Raw genomic sequence first — 20,011 nt, forward strand, 5'->3', positions numbered from 1 at the left:
GTTATTTGCGCTTTGTAAGCGCCAAAGGAAGCGCTCATGTCCTTTTCTTTCTTCTCCTTTTTATGCAGCAGCGCCCCCATCAGTATCTCGTTTTCATGCAGTACCTTGGTTTACGCTATCGGGGCTGGCAGCAGCAGGCGGGCCAAAAAACCGTGCAGGGGCAGCTCGAACGCGTCATCCGCTTTGTGCTCGGGCATGAGCAGTTCACCGTTTTAGGAGCTGGAAGAACAGATTCAGGAGTTTCGGCAGCGGAAGGGGCCTTTGCGCTGCACAGCGCGGAGCCGATCCTTCCCGAGCAGTTTCTACATGCCGTGAATGCCATGCTGCCGGCGGATATTTTGCTGCTGCGCTGCCAGGAGGTGCCGCCCACCTTTAACATCATCCAAGATGTGGTGGAAAAGGAGTATCGGTATTATTTCCGCTTAGGGACCAAGCCAGCTCCCCTAGATAGTGCCTTTCAAGGGTATTTTCCGGGCCAAATGGATGTTGATGCGATGCATGCTGCAGCGGCTCTTTTCGAAGGAACGCATGATTTTCGTTGTTTCTGCCCACGACAGAAAATAAGTGCTAGTTATTTACGTACGATTTTTCAGTCCCGCATCGTGGTGTTGGAACCCGCGGCTACGAGCGCATTTACGGGCTATTACCAAGTGTGCGGAAGTGGATTCCTCATGCATCAGGTGCGCATGATGATGGGGGCCCTGGTGGCGGTGGGTCGTGGCGAAAAGACGGTGGAAAGCCTAAAAGCTGCCCTGCAAGCGGAAGAAAAGGAGGCTTTTGTGGCTGCAGTGCCTGCCCATGGACTTGTCTTGCAGCGCCTGAGCTTTCGAGGGCTGTAATTTCCCGGTGCCACGATTAGGTTTTTTGTTTCAGAGGAGGTATTTTAGGCTATCTAAACCCTAAAATAGCCTATGGAAGGCAGTATCCTCACCGCTGTATTTCTCCCACTCGCCCTAGCCTTTATCATGCTGGGCATGGGTCTGAGTCTGAAGGTAAATGATTTTAAGTTGCTCTTTCTCCAGCCGAAAGCCGTGCTGCTGGGTTTGTTTAATCAACTTGTCCTGCTGCCCCTCGTGGGTTTCGGGCTGGTGCTGGCCTTCAGACTTACGGGACCTCTGGCGGTGGGTGTCATGGTCATCGCAGCATGCCCGGGGGGGCCGACCTCCAACTTGATCGCCCACCTTTCGCGAGGGGATCTGGCTCTTTCCATCAGTCTTACAGCCCTAAGCTCGATTTTAACCATCATGACCATTCCCTTTATCGTGAATTTTTCGATTGGTTATTTTGGAGAGGAGGGCAGTGTATTTTTGCCCATCGGGCAAAGCATCCTGCAGATCATGGGGGTCACGCTTATTCCAGTGAGCATAGGCATGTTCCTGCATAAGCGTTTTCCGAAATTAGTAGATCGGGCAGACCGACCTGTACGGATCGCCTCTGCGGTGCTGTTTACCCTTATTTTGGTGGCGGCCATCCTGAAGGAAAAGGAGTCGCTCGTGCCCTTTTTCCTGCTTACGGGTCCCATCGCGCTGCTTTTAAATGCCTCCACCTTGGTCTTAGGGTTTTTGCTGGCGAGTGCCTTCCTGCTGCCGAAAGCACAGCGTAAGACCATCGCCATCGAGTCGGGTATTCAGAATGGCACCCTGGGGATCATGATCACCGCCACCCTCCTGGGGAATGCGGAGATGACGATTCCGGTGGCCATCTACAGCTTGCTTATGTTCTTAACAGCCATTCCCATCATTTTACTGGCCAATGCCGGCCAAAAGTCTGCTGCATAAAGAGAAGAGTGTAGCGTGTCGAGCAGGGCTAGCCTGCTACAAGTAGGTAGGGGAGCGGTTTTCCTTCATCTTGCATCGCTATTTGCGCAGGGCGCCACGTAATTTTCCGCTTTTATAGGAACGGTTTGGTAGTCCTAGAGGGGAAGCAGTATCTTCCTTACTTCATCTTGAATGTAAGCAATCATGAAAATTTTAAGCAAACTTATCCTGCTTTTCTGCTGTATAGGCAGCGTGCAGGCGCAGGAGTTGGGCTATTTTATGCAGCCGGCGCTGCATGGAGAGACTATCGTCTTCGTCTCGGAGGGCGACCTGTGGAAGGTGCCGGTCTCTGGGGGCAAAGCCACGCGGCTCACCACGCATCATGGGGAGGAGTTTTCTCCTAAAATTTCGCCTGACGGCAAATTTGTGGCCTATGCGGCTTCCTACGAGGGCCCCACGGAGGTTTACCTGATTCCCATCGATGGCGGACTGCCCCAGCGACTGACCTTTGAGCCTGCCGCTTCCGTGCCTACCGCCTGGAAGTCGGAAACGGAACTGGCCTACACCACTAATCAGTACGCTACCCTGCCGCGGCTGCAGACCGTGACGGTGGACATCCAGACAGGTGAGCGGCAGGTCCTGCCACTAGAAATGGCTGCGGAAGGCAGTTTTTCGGAGGATGGTGCGCAGTATTTTTTCGTGCGTCCTACTTTTCATAACAATGTAACCAAGCGCTACGAGGGAGGTACTGCCCGTCAGGTATGGGTCTATACGCTAGGCAGCTCCGAAGCGGAAAAGTTAACCCAAGGCTATAATGGGGAGGACCATCATCCTACCTTTTACCAAGGTCGGGTGTATTTTTTGTCTTCCCGTGATGGCATCCAAAATATCTGGTCCATGCGTCCGGATGGAGGAGATTTGCGCCAGCACACAAAAGAAAGTAGCTATGACGTGCGTGAATTTTCTCCGCAGGGGGGACGTATCGTCTACCGTGTCGGGGCCGACTTGCAGGTCTTAGACCTGGCCAGCGAGAGCAGCGTGACCCTAGCGGTGCAGCTGAGCTCTGACTTCGAGCAGATGCGAGAAAAGTGGATTAAAAACCCAGAAAGCTACATCACCGGTATTTCTGTGGCGAATGACGGGCAGCAGGTGGTCCTCACCGCGCGCGGGCGCAGCTTCGTGCTGCCGGCGAAAGAGGGGCGCATCGTCCGCCTCGACCGAAATGATGGCGTACGCATGCGGGATGCGGTGTTTGCGCCTGACGGCAAAAGCGTTTACCTTTTCTCTGATCAAAGCGGGGAGTTCGAAATTCATCAGTACGATAGCCGTGGGCTGGATGCGGGCAAGCAGTTGACAAAAGAAGGGACCACCTTGCGGTTTAACCTGACCCCTTCGCCGGACGGCAAAAAGTTGGCCTACACCGACCTAAATAGAGACTTATGGATCCTGGAGCTGGCCACCGGCAAGCAGGTGAAGGCATCTACGAACCGAGAGGGCCTGAGTGGGGCCATGGCCTGGTCGCCCGACAGTGAGTGGCTGGCTTTTTCGCAGTCCGCCTCCAATACCTTTAATCAGATTTTCGCTTTTGGGTTTACGTCCGGCAAGCGTATCGCCATGACCAGCGATCGGGCGAATAGTGTCAGCCCGCAGTGGAGCCCAGATGGTAAGTGGCTCTACTTCCTTTCCGATCGTAATTTCCAGACCAAGGTGGGTTCTCCCTGGGGAACGCGTCAGCCGGAGCCCTACTGGCATAAGCAGATGAAAATTTACCATATCTCCCTACAGGAGGGGGAAATTTCTCCTTTTCACTTTAACCATGAGCTGAAAGCCGAAGAGAAAAAAGACGAGAAAAAGTCGGATGTAAAGGTGAGCGTGCGCATCGATGAGCAGGGACTGCTGCAGCGCCTACGTGAGGTGCCTGTTCCTGCTGGTAACTACCGCAGTTTGCTCGTTAGCGATAAGGCCTTGTACTACCTAAATGACCCGAATGATGATGGCAAAACGAACATCACCATGACGCTTATCAGCCCTAAGGCGGAGCCAAAGGTCTTTATCGATAATGTACGCCGCTTCGTGCCTTCGGAAAACAACAAGCATCTCCTCGTGACGGTGGGCAGCACGCACCATGTCGTGGAGCTGAAAACTTCCCCGATTAGTAATCTGGCCGAGTACCGCCTGGATTTAAGCAAGTGGAGCTTCTCGATCGATCCGCGCGAGGACTGGGTGCAGCTCTACACGGATGCTTGGCGGATGGAGCGCGATTATTATTATGACCCGAACATGCATGGTGTGGACTGGGAGAAGATGTATGCGAAATACCTTCCCCTGGCCAAACGGGTAACCACGCGCGCAGAACTTTCCGATGTGATGGGTGAACTGATCGGTGAACTCAGTGTGCTGCACACCAGTGTGGGCGGCGGGGATCTGCGCCGCGGACAGGATAACATCAGCATGGGGCTTCTCGGTGCCCGCTTGTCGCCGCATGCAGAGTGGGGTGGTTTTCAGGTGGACTATATCTACCAGAGCGATCCAGATTACCCCGATGAGCAGTCGCCTTTAGCCCATCCGGACATCGCGATACCGCTCGGTACCGTTATCACCCATGTAGACGGGCAGCCTGTGAAGGGGGCCTACGATTTTAACTATTTCCTCCGCGATAAGGCTGGTCAGCAGGTACGTCTTTCCCTGCGTGACCCTGCAGGGCAAACGCTGGGTGACAAGGTTTTAATTCCGATGAATTCCCGTGCCGAGGCCAATTTGCGCTATAACGACTGGGAATACACCCGCAGACTGGAGGTGGAAAAAGCCTCTGATGGGGCCTTGGGCTATGTCCACCTGCGCGCCATGGGAGCTGGCGACATCAATCAGTGGTTTCGAGATTTTTATCCGCAGTTTAAAAAGCAGGGGCTCGTCATAGATGTCCGCCATAACAGAGGTGGGAACATCGATAGTTTTATTTTATCTCGCCTGATGCGGGAGGCCTTTTTCTACTGGAAAAACCGCGAAGGTGAGCCGTACTGGAATATGCAGTACGCCTTTCGTGGACACCTGGTACTTCTCGTGGATGAGTTTACGGCCTCCGATGGGGAAGCCTTTGCGGAAGGATTCCGCAGATTGGAGCTCGGTGAAACGATCGGGGCGCGCACTTGGGGAGGAGAAGTTTGGCTTTCTGGGGCCAATACCCTTTCCGACAATGGAGTCGCCCGCGCACCGATGATGGGCGTGTATGGCGAAGAGGGGGAATGGTTGATCGAGGGTGTCGGCTTCATTCCGGATATCGAGGTGATCAACTTGCCGAAGGCCACCTTTGAAGGGAAAGATGCGCAGCTGGAGGCGGCCATCGAGCACCTAAAGGCCCTTATCGAAAAGGATCCACGGCCCGTTCCGAATCCTCCGGCTTATCCGGATAAGTCGTTTAACAACAATTAAATCACGCATAAAAGGAAAAACCCCGAACTGAGCTGTTTTCAGCTGTTCGGGGTTTTCTTTTTTGCCTTAGGTAGCAGCAAGAGGATGCTTTAGCATCGGATTCCACTTTTTGGACTTTTTGGGCTCCCGGCCCAAAAGTTTATATTTCTCGCATACACTTTTTGCTTTAGGTGCAGGCAGCTAGCTTCGCTTTAGTGCCGGCACAGGGCTTTAGGCATTCACTCCTGTAATAGGTAGGCGCACGCGAATTTTCTCCCAAGAAAGGACAAGGAAGCCCTCTGTATCGGAGACAGTCTCGATTTCGTAGGTGAGACGCTGCACGGGTTCATCCAAGATTTCTGGAGTCACCACGAGCCGAATCACATCTTCCCCTTCAAAATATTCTTCTGCCAGGTGCATGTCGTAGGCCTCATTTAGGATGAGCACCCATTGCTCTTTACCGGGAACAGTGAAAAAGCCATACATACCAGGCTCTACTTTTTTACCATTAATGGAAACGGCCGAAGAAAAAGATACTGCTGTAGCCCAGTGCGATCCACTTACCCACACCTGGTCATAGGAAACGAGGCCATTCCAGATCGTCCGCCCGCGAACGCCAGGGGAGCCGTAGTTGACCGTGATTAAGCTGTTTCCAATCGTGCCAGTAGCTTCGCGCCTTGCGCTTCCTTTAAAGGTATCTTCCAGGAGTCCCGCATTTACTGAATCTGCATAGGCTACTTTTTCGAGCAGGTGCTCTTCTTCTAAGCGGCTGAGCGCTGTGCCTTCCGCAGCATTTTCTTCTGATGCGGATTCACTTACTTTTTCTTGCCCACAGGCGAAAAAACTTGCAGCAAGCAAGCAGGCCCAAGCTGAATTTCTAAGTAGATTGCGTTTGTGTTTCATCGATTGCGCTTATTTAGTGCCAAAGGCGTCCATGATTTCTTCGGAGATCCCGGTATGGGAGTACCCACCATCGTGGAATAGATTCTGCATCGTTACCATGCGGGTGAAGTCTGAGAAAAGGGTGATGATGTACTCGGCGCAAGCCTCAGCGGAAGCATTGCCGAGGGGAGAAATTTGATCAGCGAAGTTAAAGAAGCTGTCAAATCCACCGATGCCTGTTCCCGCCGTCGTTTTGGTAGGGGACTGTGAAATCGTATTCACACGTACTTTTTTCGCTTTTCCGAAGCGGTAACCGTAGCCACGGGCGATACTTTCTAAAAGCGCCTTAGCATCAGCCATGTCGGTATAGAAAGGATACACGCGCTGTGCAGCGATATAAGACAAGCCTAGGATAGAGCCCCATTCTTTCATGACATCCATTTTTTCTGCCACCTGCATCATCTTATGGAAGGAAATGGCGGAGACATCGTAGGACTTCATCGCCCAGTCATAGTTGAGATCTCCGTAGGAGCGGCCTTTCCGGATGTTTGGAGACATGCCGATGGAGTGAAGGATAAAGTCAAAGTCCCCTCCCAAATATTCTTTTGCTTCCGTATATAGTTTCTCTATGTCTGCTAGGGAAGTGGCGTCGGCGGGGATGACGATGGTGTCGCACTGCTCGGCTAAGGTCTGAATAGAACCCATCCGCATAGCGATCGGTGCATTCGTCAGCACAAAGCGTGCACCCTGTTCTTTCGCTTTCAGAGCCGTCTTCCAGGCGATGGAGTTCTCATCTAAAGCACCTGTGATGATGCCTATCTTTCCTTCTAGTAGTTTTTCTGCCATTTTATTTCTTGTTTACATGCAAGCTAAACCGTAAAATTACAGCAATTCAGCCTATAAACAAGTGCCGACATCCTGCTTTTTGTCCGGTGAGGGTTTTTTGGCCTTCAGGGCAAAAGAGAACGGGCGCTCTCCAGTGCTGCCGCGGGGGGCTGATCTCCTGCGATCATCTTCGCGAGCTCGAGCACACGTTCTTCCCCAGCTAGTTCACGCATTTTGCTGACAGTTTTTTCCGCGCTGTGGTCTTTGTACACGAAATAATGGCGCTCGCCTTTGGCAGCTACCTGGGGAAGGTGGGAGATACAGATCACCTGGTGCTTGCGCGCGATATCTTGCATCATCTGCACCATCTTCAGGGCTACTTCCCCGGAGATTCCCGTATCGATCTCATCAAAGATAAGCGTCGGCATGGCGATTTTATCTGCCATCAGGTACTTGATCGCGAAGATCAGGCGCGAAAACTCTCCTCCGGAGGCCACCTGGCGAAGTGGCTGAAGGGATACCCCTTTATTCGCTGAGAAAAGCAGCTCTACCTCATCGGTGCCAGCAGGCCCTGGAGCGATCGGAGTATGGGCGATGCGTACTTGGGCATTTTCCATGCCCAACTGCCGGACTAGGCTTGCCAGCGCTTCGCTAAAGGGTGCGAAGAATTCCTGACGACGCGCCGAAAGAGCGACAGCAGCTTCCTGAAGTTTTTTTTCTAGGCTTACAACTTCTGCGGCCACAGCCTCCAGTTGCTCATCGAGCTGGTCAGTTTCGATAACTTTTTCGGCCAGGGACGCGGCTAGCGCCAAAAGTTCCTCTACGCTGTCCACACCATGCTTTTGCTGCAGCTGGAAAAGTCTGCTGAGGCGCTCTTGGAGCTGGCCGAGGCGCTCCTCGTCTACCTCCACGCGGGCATCTTCTTCGTAGAGCCCCTCCATGATGTCTTTTATTTCGATGAGGCAGCTTTCGAAGCGCTGCTGATAGCTGCCGAAATGCTCACTGTAGCGGGCTAGCTGCCCCAGCGTTTGTTTGGTGGCGTCGAGCTGATCGGAAAGGCCTACTTCTTCCTGCTCGAAGCGCTGCACGACTTCCTGAATGCGGGACTTGATGTCTTCGGCATGCGTGAGCAACTCTTGTTCTTGCTCTAGATCCGCCTGCTCGCCGGCCTTCAGCTGAAGCGATTCGATTTCTTCCAGTTGGAAACGGTTATAATCAGCCTCCTTACGCAGTGCTAAGGCCCGCTCCTGCAGCTCTTTTTGTCGTTTTTGTGCTTTTCGATAGGCGCGGTAGCCGCTTTGATAGGTCTCCAGGAGAGCTTGACTTTCGCTATAGGCATCGATGAGCGCAAGCTGGTATTCTCCATTGGCCAGCTGTAGCGTGTCATGCTGCGAGTGGATGTCCATTAGGGCAGCACCTAGCTTCTTCAAGTGCTCGAGTCGCACGGGTGTATCGTTTATAAAGGCGCGGGATTTCCCCGTGGCACTTATTTCTCTACGGATGATGCAGGTGTTATCGTAGTCTAACTCCTCCTCTTCGAAAAAATGTTGCAACCCATAGGCTGCGATGGCAAAAAAGCCTTCGATCACACATTTTTGAGTGTTATCGTAAAGTACTTTGCTATCGGCGCGATTACCTAGCAGCAGTCCCAGTGCGCCCAGCATGATCGATTTCCCTGCACCGGTTTCCCCTGTGATCATATTCAGGCCCGGATGGGGGCTTAACTGTAAGCCCTGGATGAGGGCATAATTTTTTATCGTAAGTGATTTCAGCATGGTGGCAGCATCAACCTTTTAAGAGTTCGTTATACCGTTTGGCATTATTGGGATCTACGCGCAAGAGCGCTTTAACAGCTTCTGCGCGGATTTCAGGAGATGCCTGGCGAAAAATTTTCGCGATTTCCTCTCCTTTTGCGTCCATAAATGCGATGGTAAAGATACTATTTGGCTGGGCATCATTCGCATCTGCCACCTTTTTTATTGCCTCTAACATGTTTACAAACGCTTCCTCCTGTCGTGTACCTAGTAGGTCCATGCCTCGGCGGTGGTAGAGGTATAGGGCTTCGCGAATGGGGCCATAGACGGAGGAAATATAGATGTCATTCGTCAGCCAGTAGCGATTTCGACGGTCGGAACCACTGGCGCTCCAGCCCGCTCTGTTCGACTGCTGGGCATTATTTACGATATTGTTTGCGATCTCGAAGTAAGGATCTCCGCCCCGCAGGGCAAAGGTGTCTGCATCTAGTCCCAGAATGATATAGGCATAATAGGAAAGTAAACTGCTGATATTATTAAGAAAGGAAAAGCGGTTAAATTCGAGCGGCTGGTTTTGGAGGAACTCGAAGGACCAGTTGCGGTCGATAAAATTCAGGTACATGCTCTCATAGTTGGTGCCATGCACAGGCCGGACAGCTTGAATTTGTACGGTGGCATTATAGAAGCCCACCTGTGGCATGTCGTTAATGGTGATGAGCATATTGCCTTTGATGCGCTCATGGGGCAAGAAGTCTTCGTTTGTCCAGTTCCGATTGTTTAAAAACTGTTCGAAGGTGACTTTCATGTCCTCGAACACCTCTTTTTCTTGGGTACGGGCGCGTTCCGAATTGATAATCACCTGGAGATTAAGTTCCTGAGCCGCCAGCGGCAAAGGGAGGCTTCCAAAGAGAAAAAGGTGTAGAATGAAAATGCACGGCCAGTACTTCATGGATGCGGTGATTTTAAGACGATTTTTGCTCTTGCAAAACGCTTTCGAGTTGTTCTAATATCCGAAAAGCGATTTCTATTTTAGGTGCCAGCCCTGTGCTTCCTCTTTGGCCGGAGGCCGAAAAAAACTGTACGCTATTCGTGTCATGCTGAAAAGCGGCACCTGCCTCCTTCGGGGAGTTAAGCACCACGAGGTCGAAGTGTTTCTTTAGACGCTTTTCTTCTGCATGGGCGGGGCCGTTTTCGGTTTCGAGTGCAAAACCCACATGCCATTGCCCTTCTTTTTTCGCGGCGCCTAGAGTAGCAGCGATGTCCACTGTTTTCGTGAGGGTTAGCTGCAGCTCTGCGCCTTGTTTCTTGATTTTTTCTGCTGCCACATGTACAGGCGCATAATCTGCTACCGCAGCAGTAAAGATACAGCCCTGCATGTCGAGATGTAGGCTTTCCGCTTGCGCAAACATTTCCGCTGCGCTGCTTACGGGATACACCTGAAGCCGGGGATGTGGACGGGGAAGCACAGCACCTTTTCCGATGACGGCATGTACCTCGGCTCCCTTCGCCAGGAGAGCTTCCGCTAGTGCAGCGCCCATCTTTCCGGAAGAGTGGTTGGAAATATAACGTACCGGGTCGATGGCTTCTTGTGTAGGGCCCGAAGTGAGCAGGACTTTTTGGCCAGAAAGGAAGCTGGGCGTTTGTGTGTGAAAAAAGTTTTGGATGTGGCGGAGAATATCCTCGGGCTCCATCAGTCGGCCGGGGCCGCTCAGTCCGCTGGCAAGCTCTCCGGAGGCTGCTTCGAGCAGGATATTGCCATAGCTGCGCAGCGTATCCATGTTACGCTGTACAGCAGGATGGGCGTACATATCTAAGTCCATCGCGGGTGCTATCATCACGGGACACTTAGCCGAAAGATAGGTGGCCGTCAGGAGATTGTCTGTGGCCCCATTCGCCAGTTTCGACAGGGTATGAGCACTACAAGGCGCGATGAGCATAAGGTCAGCCCATAGTCCGAGCTCCACATGATTGGTCCACTGCCCTGTGTCTCGCTGAAAAAAGTGATGGTAGACTGGCCGCTTCGAGAGGGTAGCCAGTGTCAGTGGGGTGATAAAGTCAAGAGCAGCTGTGGTCATGATGACTTGCACAGCTGCTCCTTCTTTTATCAATAAACGCGTAAGAAATGCCGCCTTATAGGCAGCGATACCCCCAGTGACTCCTAGGAGAATACGTTTACCGGTTAATAGCATATCAGAAACTCTCTTCGGTATTCCCTTCTGGCTTACGGAAGAACACTTTCTTTTCTAAAAACTCTTCCATTGCGATCGTGGAAGGCTTCGGCATTTTTTCGTAGAACTTAGAGATTTCTATTTGCTCCTTGTTCTCAAAAACCTCTTCCAGGTTGTCCACAGAGGAAGCAAATTCAGAAAGTTTGTTTGTTAGCTCTTCTTTCTGAGCAGTCGAGATCTGGCGCGCACGCTGACCGATCACGTAGATAGATTCGTATACATTTCCGGTCTGCTCAGAAATCTTGGATAAGTTTCTGGTAACAATAGATGGATTGATCGCCATAATATAGATTAATTGTTATTTATAGTTTCAGGTATTACTGCGCGAACGGGCGCTTCACTGGGATCCACGGTCTCCCGGGCCTCATTCGCCTTACGCTCTTCTTCGATTTTGGCCATGCGCTCGTCATATTCCTTTTTAAGTTTGGCATGGGCGACTAATTCGGCCTGACTTTTCTTTTCGAAGTTTTCTACTTTACCGATGTAGGGGCTGCTCGGATAGCGACGCTTAAAGTTCCCTGCAAAATCCAAAGCATCATTCAGCCTCTGCTCTTTTTTATCGAAGCGGCTACGCTCGGCATAGTTATAGGCCACATCCACAAGCTTATAGGCGAGCTCTTCATTGTATTTACTGTCCGGATAATTTTTAGCGAAATTTTGAAATTGTATGATGCAGGCGCGGTAAAATTCTCCAGGGAACAAGCCCTCCGTAAGTCGCAGGTAGAGAGAAGCCTCTTGATAGGCTTTTTCTTCGAAGCGTCGCTGCAGTTCATCGATCATGCCAGTCGCGCGTTCGAATGAATCCGACTCGGGGAAACGTGACAGAAAGAGCTGGATCGCATTTACTGCATCGCGGCTACTGCGCTGGTCCAAATTATAATCGGGCGCATCCAAATACAGAGAGTAAGCATTCATAAAAAGCGCTTCCTCAGCAAACGGACTTCGGTTATAGGTCTGATAGAAGGTTTGGAAATAACCCGCCGATTCGATATAGCGCTTCATACGATAGTGGGCATAGGCATAGTTGAAATCTGCCAGCTCGGCCTTTTCTGAACCTCGAATGATGGGAAGTACTTTGTCGTATAAGATAATCGCTTTATTCCACTCACCTTTTTCGTAGTACATATTAGCGGCATCGTAAAGCACCTCCCAATCTGAACTTTTTTCTAGCTTGTAAAACTGTCCACAGGAAGCGAGAAGTCCTATTGTAAACAAAATCAGGGTAATATGGCGTACGCTTTTCATCATAAGAACCGCAAATATACGGCATTTATTCTGGTTATCAAATGGAAAGAGGGTGCTAGATCAGCGCTTTACGAAAAGCTTCTTCGTTACGATGTTTTTGTTGTTTACGTAAAGCGTATAAAAATACACACCCGGCTTTAGATCGGAGGTATTTAATACAAGGCTCTCACGCATCGGATCTAAGGTGTAGGTGGCTACAGGGTTACCGATGAAGCTCGTCAGCGCTATGCTCGCTTGGACCGATGGGTTAAGCATTTCATAATCGATTGTCGCAATTTGATTACTTGGATTCGGATAAATATTCCCCATGCGAATATCCGGATGCGTGAAGGCATTTCCTTCCGCATTCGGATCATAAACGTCATACCTGGCCTCGATATTGAATATTTCTCGAATATTTTCTGTGCTAACGAACTGCATGCTAAAATAGCCCTTCGTTTCGGTTATGCCTAAGTCGAACTCTAAATACATCTCCGTGAAAAGCTCTCCTGGGCGAAGTGTGAGTTTTACTTTCGCTAAATCTTTCGTTGGATTATAACAAGTCTCTCCGATGCAGAGCCTTAGCTGCTGCGAAGAACCGATATTGCCACGTAAAAACTTGAGCGTGTAGTGCTTGATGACATCTGATTCATTTTGAATCAAGAGTGTCTTCCGCTGAGAAGTGCCTATCTTTCCACTAAACTCCACTGCATCAGATAGCACCACTACCTGGGAAAATCCCGGAAGTGCCCCGAAAAGCAGGATGCTAAAAAAAACGATGCGTAAAAGGTGTTTCATGTAAATACTATTCTATAGGCAAATCTTTATATTTTGTATGCTAATCTATACTATAAAAATACGTAGAAGGTTTGGCTTTTGTCTCATTTTCCGGTTAATTTTTGTTAAGCTCCGCAAAATTTTTTTTAAGCGGAGACGTTAACATTCCTTTTTAAATTTTTTAAAGCGCTGGATTTTCAGTTTCACCCTCCTGTATCTGCTTTTCGTCTAATAATTTTTGGATTTCTTCATCTTCTGGTGCCGGAACGCGTGCATCCGGAAGGTCGAATAAATTGCGCCTGCCGCTTGGCCTAATTTTTGGCGTTCGCCATGCTGCTATCTGCTCCCGGTCTGGTTTTTCCTCTATTCGCCAGCGGAAATCCTTCAACTTCCGCTTTTTATCATCGATCTCGTGGGGTGGCGTAAAGGTGCCATCGGGTTTCACTAGGGATTTAATGCGGTTCACCTGCCCATCCTCGAAGTAAATAATCATGCGCGCACATAGCAGTAAGTTCATCCCCCGTAGCGTATTGTCCTCTAGCAAGTCGAAATACAAAGATTCCCCATTCCCATTGACATCCAGCTGCTGAATCTGCTCCTCCTTGAAATGGGCCACCATCTTGCGGCCTTTTATCTGATTGTAGTTTTGGATGGTATCCTCTCCGATCAAGTAGGCATTCCGATCAAAAAAGGCCCTTTCAATCGTCTCATCCACGATCAGCATCCGAATGGAGTCGGCTGTAATTTGATTGTTGTCACTCCATAAAACCGGGTCGCGATACAAGTGAATGCTGCTATCCGCAAACACATAGGCGATCGAATCCCCCCGCCCCTGCAGATCTGTTTTAAAAATACGGGCATTGTAAAAGGCGCTAAGCTCCCGGTTGGCAGGAAGCTCATCATCTCGATAAATGAGCGTATCCGCAATCATGAAGAGTGTATCCGCCTCCAAGTATTTTTGTACCAGCCCACGGCCGTACATACGGCTATATTTTTCCAGCTCCAGGTGGTAACCCTCGTCTCCGAAGAGTTCGATTTCGTCTTTTTTGTATAAAATCGACACATCTTCTCGCGCCTCATAATAGCCCCTATTTTCATCGTAGTATAAGGTTTCCCCGAAAATAATGGCATCTTCCGTTTCAGCATCACCATCGTAAAAGCGAAAAATACCCCCTTCAGTCTCGTAATAAGCCCCTTTCTGCGCGTTTAGCCTGTTGCCCTCTGCCGAAATCACATTCGTCAGCCCCAGCGTCTCGGCTGTCTTCGGGATCGTACGGTAGATGAGATATTCGGTTTTCATGTGGTAGTCTGGGTTTACCAGATCCACTCGTTCGGTAAAGGTGATGCGCTCGATCTGTGTTTCATAGACCGCTTTCTCCGAGGTCAAGACATTCACGGAATCCACCACGCGCCCCCCATTAAAGTAATTTGCGGTAGCTGTGCTGCGGTCATAATCAAGAAAATCTGTATAAAGCAGTGTGCCTTCGTTGTCCATCACGACATTTTGGCGTAGCCGGGCCATTTGCGAAGCACCCTCATATTCGGCATAAGCGGCCGTCGTCACTATAGGATCTTCTTTGTCTGTGATGCGCACGTTTCCGTAGAGCTTGGCCATATTCTCCCGCTTGAAAAAGAAGGCGGAATCACATTCCACGATGGTGTTCCTGTTGATCATGAGCACATTACCATAAAAACGCTCCACCTCCGCGCCGCCGCGAACACGTTCGGCTCGCTTAAAGTCCAGGTAGTTGGCATTTTGATTTTGGGCCCGGACTGTCAGGGAAAAAAGCCCTAAAATCAGGAGCAGCGGTGTAAATATTTTTGTCATGTCGTATGAAGTCCCCGCAAAATTAATAGTTTTGAGCTATGCTGGACAAATTTCAGGCCCATCTTCGCACATTCCCGGGTTTTGATCCTAAAAAACCTACCTTGCTGGCCATCAGTGGGGGACTGGACTCCACCGCGCTGCTGCATCTGATGCGGCTGTCGGGCTTTCCCCTGCTACTGGCACATGTGAATTACGGGTTGCGCGGGGCGCAAAGTGATGGGGATGAGGCTTTTGTCCGCGAGCTGGCCAGCCGGTATCGGCTGCCGCTTTTAGTAAAGCGCTGTCAGCCTGGGGAGCTAAAAAAAGTGGGAGGTGGCACGCAGGAGGCTGCACGTATAGTGCGCTACTCTTGGTTCGAATCCATCCTGAAGCAGCATCCCGAGGCGCAGGCGCTCCTACTGGCCCATCATCAGGAGGATCAGGCGGAAACCCTGCTGCTCCAGCTGCTGCGGGGGACAGGCCTTAAAGGGATGGGCGGGATGCGTGCCACGCAGGGCCCCTACTGGCGACCACTTCTGCCCTTTTCGAAAAAGGAGCTGCACGCTTTTTTACATGCACAGCAGCTTCTCTGGCGCGAAGACGCCTCTAATGCCGATAGCCACTATCAGCGCAATTATCTGCGCAATGTGGTGTTCCCCCAGCTGGAGGCGCGTTTTCCGCAGGTCTACCCTAACATAAGCCGGAGTACCGAAAATGCCCAGAGCACCTGGCAGCTGCAGCAGCACCTGACGCGATATTTTGTTCAAAAGGAGTGGACGATAGACCCCTTCGGCATCGGGTCCTTTGGGCTGGAAGCCCTTCGTGCCCTCGGTCCAGGCCTGCCCGCCTTCCTGCACCAGCTGCTACTGCCGCTAGGCTTTCACTCCGCAGCGCTGCTCCAGCTTTCTGAAAGTATTCGAGAGGAGAAGCCGAAAGAATGTGTAACGCATGCACAGTATCAGTTGTTGATAGACCGTGGTAGGCTATATCTCCATGCTCAGCGCCCTTTAGAATCGCTTACTTTTTCACTCCCAGAGGAAGGTTCGGGCACGGTGCTTTTGCCTGGCGGCAAGGGGTTTTTAGACTGGGCCTATACCCATGTGCCCGAAAAATTCCCGAAGGATCCTTTTCAGGTATGGTTAGATCCAGACACTATGACAGCGCCCCTCCTGCTGCGCCCCTGGCGGCAAGGCGATCGTATGCAGCCTTTCGGCATGCGGGGACAGAAAAAATTGAGTGATTATTTCATCGATAAAAAATTGTCACTGCTACATAAAAACCATATTTTAGTCCTAATTTCACAAGAAATTCCGCTGTGGGTGGCGGGAGTAGGCAGAAGTGCTGCCACTCGGCTCCCGGCTGCAGCGCGTCGCTGCCTTCACATGACCATACGTTATACTCATGATCAATCCTTTTTCGAAGAGTTTTAAGGCTATCGAACTGGAAATTTTCGATTTCTTCAGTAAGATTCCGTTTTTTCAGGCCTTGAGCCCGAATGAAATGGCGCGCTTTCTGCCGGCTATTCATCGACGCAAGTATCAGCAGGGGGAGGTGGTTTTCTTTCGGGGGGATCCGAGTCAAGCACTCTATTTGGTCGAAAAGGGGAGGATTAATTTAAATATCGACATTCAGGAAAACATGGAAGTTATCCGTGTGGCGCGGGCGCAGGAGGCCTTCGGAGAAAATGCCCTGCTGGCAGATACCAAGCGTGTCTACAGTGCTATCGTCGACTCGGAAGAGGCCGAGCTGATCGTTATTCCTTACTTTTCCATTCAGGAAATTTTCGCCAGCCATCCGAAAATTCAAGCCAAGATGATGACCGCACTGGCAGCCTTTTATAACCGAAATAATCAGGTTCTCTTTTCTTCTTACAGAAACTCTTATGGCTTCTTTAGCCTTTCGCAGCTGTATGAGGACAATCAGTAGACAAGATTTAAATCGTATTTTCCTTTCGTGAAAAAAATAAGCTATATAATCGTTTCCCTCCTGCTGCTCGCGGCCCTTTTTTGGGTGTATCGCGGGTATGATGGGAAAAAAGAGGACAACTATGCCTTCATCGCCTCGGATGCGCTCTTTGTCCTCGAGACGCAGGATCCTATCCGGCTCTGGAACCGATGGAGTGGCATGCCTTATTTCGAAACTTTGGAAGAACTTCCGGCTATACGCTCCGCAGGGAAGCAGCTCCTCGCCCTAGACTCCCTGCTGGGCGGCTCCGGAGAGGTGGATGCGCTACTGAAAGGACAGCGCTTTACGGTCTCTTTACATAGTGTGGGGAAAGAGCGTTTTGACTTCCTGTACCTTTTGGCGCTAGCCGATGGCAAAGCCGAGCGGATCATCCAGCAGCTGGAGCGCATTTTACCTGAGGGGGTGCGCCTGCAAGCCAGGACCTACAGCTCCGTGCCTCTGTACGAGGTCACGCAGACGGGGAGCGACTTTAGCCTTACTCTCGCAGCGGTAGACAATGTGCTGCTGGTCAGCTATACCTCCTTTTTAATCGAGCAGGCGATTCGTGTGCATCGGGGTCAGGCAGTGGCCAACTTTCGGGCTAGTTACAGCGAGCTATTTAGTGGCCGTGACCCTTCCGATCCTTTAGCGATGCTGCGGGTGACGGCGGACGGTTTGTATATAGTAAACCGCTCCATCGTGGACAGTGCAGAGGAAAACATGCTGGACTTACTTAAAAATAGACAAGTGGGTGGAAGCTTCCAGGTTTTACTGCGTGAGCAAGGGGTCGAGCTGGAAGGGAGCCTGCGCGTTATCGGGGGGCGGGCCTTCGGTGCCTCAGGAAGCGGGGAGCTGGCTTCCCGAAGTGCGCAGTACCTGTCGAACCGGAGTAGTTATGTTTTTCAGTATGACCTGGATAATCCTGTCCAGCTCTTGGGTTTCGGTGATCCGCGATTTGAGCGCGTGGTGACGCTGGATGCAGAAATCGAACAGCAGCTGAAGTCGAAAGGTTTTTTCCAACAGTTAACGGGCAGCGCCTTGTTTATGGTGCTGGAGCAGAGCTTAGGGGAGGCGCGCGACCGTGTACTTTTACTGCAGACGGGTGAGGCAGAGGAGCAGCTGCAGCGGCTGTTGGCTTTTGTACAAAGCCAAAGCCCCGGGCAGCAGGATCAATTTACGGATCGCTACCGGGAGCGCCTGATCGTATACATCGAAGAGGATGAGTTCCCGGCACATCTGCTAGACGGTAATTTCCAGGGCTTTAAAGATAGCTACGTGACACATGTGGATGATTTTCTCGTGTTTACGAATAGCAGTAAGGCCATGCGACTTTATTTAGATGACCTAGCGCTGGAGCAGGTATGGGAAAATAGTGCGAAAGGGCAGGAGCAGTGGGCCCGCCTGGGCCAAAGCCCGGGACTTTCCTTTTACTTCGATGGGCCGAGCTTTTGGAATGGGCTGGGGCAGCGTTCCTTACCCAGCTGGAGGCCTTTTCTCCAGCAGCAGGGCGGTAGACTCAGTGCTTTCAGTTCCCTCCAAGGCCAGTATGCTGAGATAGCGGGAAAACCTTTTGCACGCATTAGCTTTCCGATCGGAATGGCAGCTGCACAGGCGATGAGCGATCAGCAGGCTGCTATCTTACAGCGGGGGCTGAGCTTCTCTACTCCATTAACGCAAGGGCCCTATCGCCTACAGAACTTCACCGACCGCTCGGTGGACTATCTGGTGCAGGATGCTGAAAATGTGCTGCACCTCATTCACGAAGAGCAGGTGGTGTTTTCCTACCAGATCGAAGGGCAGCTGGTCACACCCGTGTATCAGATCGACTATTATCAGAATGGCAAGCTGCAAATGCTTTTTGCGACAGCAGAGGCCGTGCATGTGTTGGATCGTTTAGGGAACCCCGTAGATGCTTTTCCCTTGACTTTGCCTGGGCAGGGCAAAATTACCCATCTCAGCCTAGTCGATTATGACCGCAATAAAAATTACCGCTATTTCTTAGGGACCAGCTCAGGAGAGCTCTTTTTAATGGACAAAAAGGGCCAGCTGCTAGAAGGTTGGGATCCGCTCCGGCTTTCTGGGCCGCTGGCGACTGCTCCGCAGCATCATCGTGTGCCAGGTTTGGGGGATCGTATGGTGGCCCTGACTCGGGATGGTAATGTCTACATCTTTAACCGGCGTGGCGAGCCTCAAGTCGGCAGCCCTGTGACCCTAAATGCCGTGGTAGGTACCGATTATGGCATGGTTTTACGCGGTCAGGCCACGGATAGTCGGCTGACGACAGTTTCTGAAGGGGGAGAGATAGTGCAAGTGAATTTTAAAGGGGAGGTAGCGTACCGCAACCAGCTGGCCAAGCCCGATGCGGAGGCACGATTTTCCCTCTTGCCTGATCACCTCGGGGATCGCTTTTTGTTTATCGTCCAGTCCTTCGGGAAAATCACGGTCCTGGATCAAGAGCAAGAGCAGCTATTCGATATTACCAGCTATTCGGAAGATGTAGCTTTCCGTTTTTATAATTTTGGTAAGGAAGCAAGTATTTTAGCGGTTTTAGATAAAACTCAGGAATTTGTATATATTTACAATCTACGAGGGGAAATGATGCACACGCTGCCTTTAGCGGGATCAACGGGTTTCTCAGTAGCTTTCAATTCGTCCAGAAGGCTTTTTGAGATAGTGGTGGTGGATGGAGATACCTTTTATAACTACGAACTACCTTTTTAATGAAATGCGTTATAGTCGATGATGACATCATCTTTAGAGAAATTTTAAAAAAGCTTATCTCCGAAGAGAAAGACTTGGACTTGGTCGCCTCTTGCAGTCATGCCCTCGAAGCTATGGAGTTTTTAACCCATCATACGGCAGATCTCCTTTTTTTAGACGTGGAAATGCCCCTTATTTCAGGGATTGAGCTTTTGGATAAGTTGGAAAAAAAACCTCTCGTGATTTTTGTAACGGCTAAGGATGAGTATGCGCTGAAAGCTTTCGAGCAGGAGGCGGTACATTATATTACCAAGCCCGTAGACCGCTATAAATTTCAGCAGGCGATCGAGCGTGCGCGCGCACGTTATAAGCTTTTGTACAGTGAGCGTGTGAAAGCAGACCGGCTCATGCTCACGTTAAAAGTAAATGGAGAGCAAGTGCGCATCGCAGCCGAGGATTTACTCCTCGTAGAAGCTGCCTCTGACTATATGTTGGTGCAGACAGAAAAGAAAAAATATGTGGTCCACAGCACGCTAAAGGCTTTTGTGGAGAGTGTAGGTGCTCCTTATTTAGTTCGTGTACATAAAAGTTTCGCAGTAAACCCTAAAGCCATCACGAAAATGGGTGCCCGCTCGTTATGGTTGTCGGATAGAGAGGTCCCGCTGGGTCCCGCCTATAAAAAAGCGTTAAAAGATTGGGAGTAGT

Annotated in this window: 16 protein-coding genes; 7 read left to right on the plus strand and 9 right to left on the minus strand. The window is 50.7% G+C overall.

Translation table 11 applies throughout. The features are described 5' to 3' along the window. Window positions 1–62: 62 nt before the first annotated feature. From truA to ACXIT9_RS13310, 3 genes are all read left to right on the plus strand, one after another. On the plus strand, window positions 63–839 hold the full coding sequence (gene truA, locus ACXIT9_RS13300; RefSeq protein WP_458056731.1) for a tRNA pseudouridine(38-40) synthase TruA: 777 nt from the start codon (window positions 63–65) through the stop codon (window positions 837–839). Between the two features lie 72 nt (window positions 840–911). Further along, window positions 912–1,778, plus strand: coding sequence for a bile acid:sodium symporter family protein (locus ACXIT9_RS13305; protein WP_458056732.1), 867 nt, complete (start codon window positions 912–914; stop codon window positions 1,776–1,778). Window positions 1,779–1,961: 183 nt separating this feature from the next. After that, window positions 1,962–5,186, plus strand: coding sequence for a S41 family peptidase (locus ACXIT9_RS13310; RefSeq protein WP_458056733.1), 3,225 nt, complete (start codon window positions 1,962–1,964; stop codon window positions 5,184–5,186). Between the two features lie 210 nt (window positions 5,187–5,396). Here the strand turns inward: ACXIT9_RS13310 and ACXIT9_RS13315 are convergent, their stop codons facing one another. The 9 genes from ACXIT9_RS13315 to ACXIT9_RS13355 form a co-directional block, all read right to left on the minus strand. Beyond that, complete coding sequence (locus ACXIT9_RS13315; RefSeq protein WP_458056734.1) at window positions 5,397–6,068, minus strand: DUF2911 domain-containing protein; 672 nt, start codon at window positions 6,066–6,068, stop codon at window positions 5,397–5,399. Between the two features lie 9 nt (window positions 6,069–6,077). Beyond that, entirely contained in the window at window positions 6,078–6,893 is an 816-nt protein-coding gene (locus ACXIT9_RS13320; RefSeq protein WP_458056735.1) for an enoyl-ACP reductase FabI, read from the minus strand. Between the two features lie 104 nt (window positions 6,894–6,997). Beyond that, window positions 6,998–8,647 carry a DNA repair protein RecN gene (gene recN, locus ACXIT9_RS13325; protein WP_458056736.1) on the minus strand — a complete coding sequence of 550 codons (1,650 nt, stop codon included), beginning with the start codon at window positions 8,645–8,647 and terminating at the stop codon, window positions 6,998–7,000. A 10-nt stretch (window positions 8,648–8,657) separates the two neighbouring features. Beyond that, complete coding sequence (porD, locus tag ACXIT9_RS13330) at window positions 8,658–9,575, minus strand: type IX secretion system protein PorD (protein WP_458056737.1); 918 nt, start codon at window positions 9,573–9,575, stop codon at window positions 8,658–8,660. Window positions 9,576–9,588: 13 nt separating this feature from the next. After that, complete coding sequence (coaBC, locus tag ACXIT9_RS13335; RefSeq protein ID WP_458056738.1) at window positions 9,589–10,815, minus strand: bifunctional phosphopantothenoylcysteine decarboxylase/phosphopantothenate--cysteine ligase CoaBC; 1,227 nt, start codon at window positions 10,813–10,815, stop codon at window positions 9,589–9,591. Between the two features lies 1 nt (window position 10,816). Further along, window positions 10,817–11,137, minus strand: a complete 321-nt coding sequence (locus ACXIT9_RS13340) for a DNA-directed RNA polymerase subunit omega (protein ID WP_009055441.1) — start codon at window positions 11,135–11,137, stop codon at window positions 10,817–10,819. Window positions 11,138–11,145: 8 nt separating this feature from the next. Beyond that, window positions 11,146–12,102 carry an outer membrane protein assembly factor BamD gene (locus ACXIT9_RS13345; protein WP_458056739.1) on the minus strand — a complete coding sequence of 319 codons (957 nt, stop codon included), beginning with the start codon at window positions 12,100–12,102 and terminating at the stop codon, window positions 11,146–11,148. A 57-nt stretch (window positions 12,103–12,159) separates the two neighbouring features. Beyond that, window positions 12,160–12,876, minus strand: a complete 717-nt coding sequence (locus tag ACXIT9_RS13350) for a T9SS type A sorting domain-containing protein (protein WP_458056740.1) — start codon at window positions 12,874–12,876, stop codon at window positions 12,160–12,162. 160 nt (window positions 12,877–13,036) lie between these two features. After that, entirely contained in the window at window positions 13,037–14,683 is a 1,647-nt protein-coding gene (locus tag ACXIT9_RS13355) for an OstA-like protein (RefSeq protein ID WP_458056741.1), read from the minus strand. Between the two features lie 38 nt (window positions 14,684–14,721). Between ACXIT9_RS13355 and tilS the strand changes: the two genes are divergently transcribed. From tilS to ACXIT9_RS13375, 4 genes are read left to right on the plus strand one after another with little or no spacing between them, the layout of a single operon-like run. Then, window positions 14,722–16,092, plus strand: a complete 1,371-nt coding sequence (gene tilS, locus ACXIT9_RS13360) for a tRNA lysidine(34) synthetase TilS (protein ID WP_458056742.1) — start codon at window positions 14,722–14,724, stop codon at window positions 16,090–16,092. Beyond that, a complete protein-coding gene (locus ACXIT9_RS13365; RefSeq protein ID WP_458056743.1) occupies window positions 16,064–16,588 on the plus strand; it encodes a Crp/Fnr family transcriptional regulator in 525 nt (174 codons plus the stop codon). The genes tilS and ACXIT9_RS13365 overlap by 29 nt, the downstream gene beginning before the upstream one ends. 27 nt (window positions 16,589–16,615) lie before the next feature. Then, complete coding sequence (locus ACXIT9_RS13370; RefSeq protein WP_458056744.1) at window positions 16,616–19,327, plus strand: hypothetical protein; 2,712 nt, start codon at window positions 16,616–16,618, stop codon at window positions 19,325–19,327. After that, window positions 19,327–20,010: a LytR/AlgR family response regulator transcription factor gene (locus tag ACXIT9_RS13375; protein ID WP_458056745.1), complete on the plus strand. Its 684-nt coding sequence runs from the start codon at window positions 19,327–19,329 to the stop codon at window positions 20,008–20,010. The genes ACXIT9_RS13370 and ACXIT9_RS13375 overlap by 1 nt, the downstream gene beginning before the upstream one ends. The last annotated feature ends 1 nt before the right edge of the window (window position 20,011 follow it).

It is taken from the genome of Nitritalea sp. (assembly GCF_054166705.1).

What these genes read in the sequence shown, in the direction of transcription:
- tilS (WP_458056742.1), top strand. Translation starts at nt 14,722, where the DNA reads ATGCTGGACAAATTTCAGGCCCATCTTCGCACATTCCCGGGTTTTGAT.
- ACXIT9_RS13375 (WP_458056745.1), top strand. Translation starts at nt 19,327, where the DNA reads ATGAAATGCGTTATAGTCGATGATGACATCATCTTTAGAGAAATTTTA.
- ACXIT9_RS13350 (WP_458056740.1), bottom strand. Translation starts at nt 12,876, where the DNA reads ATGAAACACCTTTTACGCATCGTTTTTTTTAGCATCCTGCTTTTCGGG.
- coaBC (WP_458056738.1), bottom strand. Translation starts at nt 10,815, where the DNA reads ATGCTATTAACCGGTAAACGTATTCTCCTAGGAGTCACTGGGGGTATC.
- porD (WP_458056737.1), bottom strand. Translation starts at nt 9,575, where the DNA reads ATGAAGTACTGGCCGTGCATTTTCATTCTACACCTTTTTCTCTTTGGA.
- recN (WP_458056736.1), bottom strand. Translation starts at nt 8,647, where the DNA reads ATGCTGAAATCACTTACGATAAAAAATTATGCCCTCATCCAGGGCTTA.
- ACXIT9_RS13320 (WP_458056735.1), bottom strand. Translation starts at nt 6,893, where the DNA reads ATGGCAGAAAAACTACTAGAAGGAAAGATAGGCATCATCACAGGTGCT.
- ACXIT9_RS13340 (WP_009055441.1), bottom strand. Translation starts at nt 11,137, where the DNA reads ATGGCGATCAATCCATCTATTGTTACCAGAAACTTATCCAAGATTTCT.
- ACXIT9_RS13305 (WP_458056732.1), top strand. Translation starts at nt 912, where the DNA reads ATGGAAGGCAGTATCCTCACCGCTGTATTTCTCCCACTCGCCCTAGCC.
- truA (WP_458056731.1), top strand. Translation starts at nt 63, where the DNA reads ATGCAGCAGCGCCCCCATCAGTATCTCGTTTTCATGCAGTACCTTGGT.
- ACXIT9_RS13355 (WP_458056741.1), bottom strand. Translation starts at nt 14,683, where the DNA reads ATGACAAAAATATTTACACCGCTGCTCCTGATTTTAGGGCTTTTTTCC.
- ACXIT9_RS13365 (WP_458056743.1), top strand. Translation starts at nt 16,064, where the DNA reads ATGATCAATCCTTTTTCGAAGAGTTTTAAGGCTATCGAACTGGAAATT.
- ACXIT9_RS13315 (WP_458056734.1), bottom strand. Translation starts at nt 6,068, where the DNA reads ATGAAACACAAACGCAATCTACTTAGAAATTCAGCTTGGGCCTGCTTG.
- ACXIT9_RS13310 (WP_458056733.1), top strand. Translation starts at nt 1,962, where the DNA reads ATGAAAATTTTAAGCAAACTTATCCTGCTTTTCTGCTGTATAGGCAGC.
- ACXIT9_RS13345 (WP_458056739.1), bottom strand. Translation starts at nt 12,102, where the DNA reads ATGATGAAAAGCGTACGCCATATTACCCTGATTTTGTTTACAATAGGA.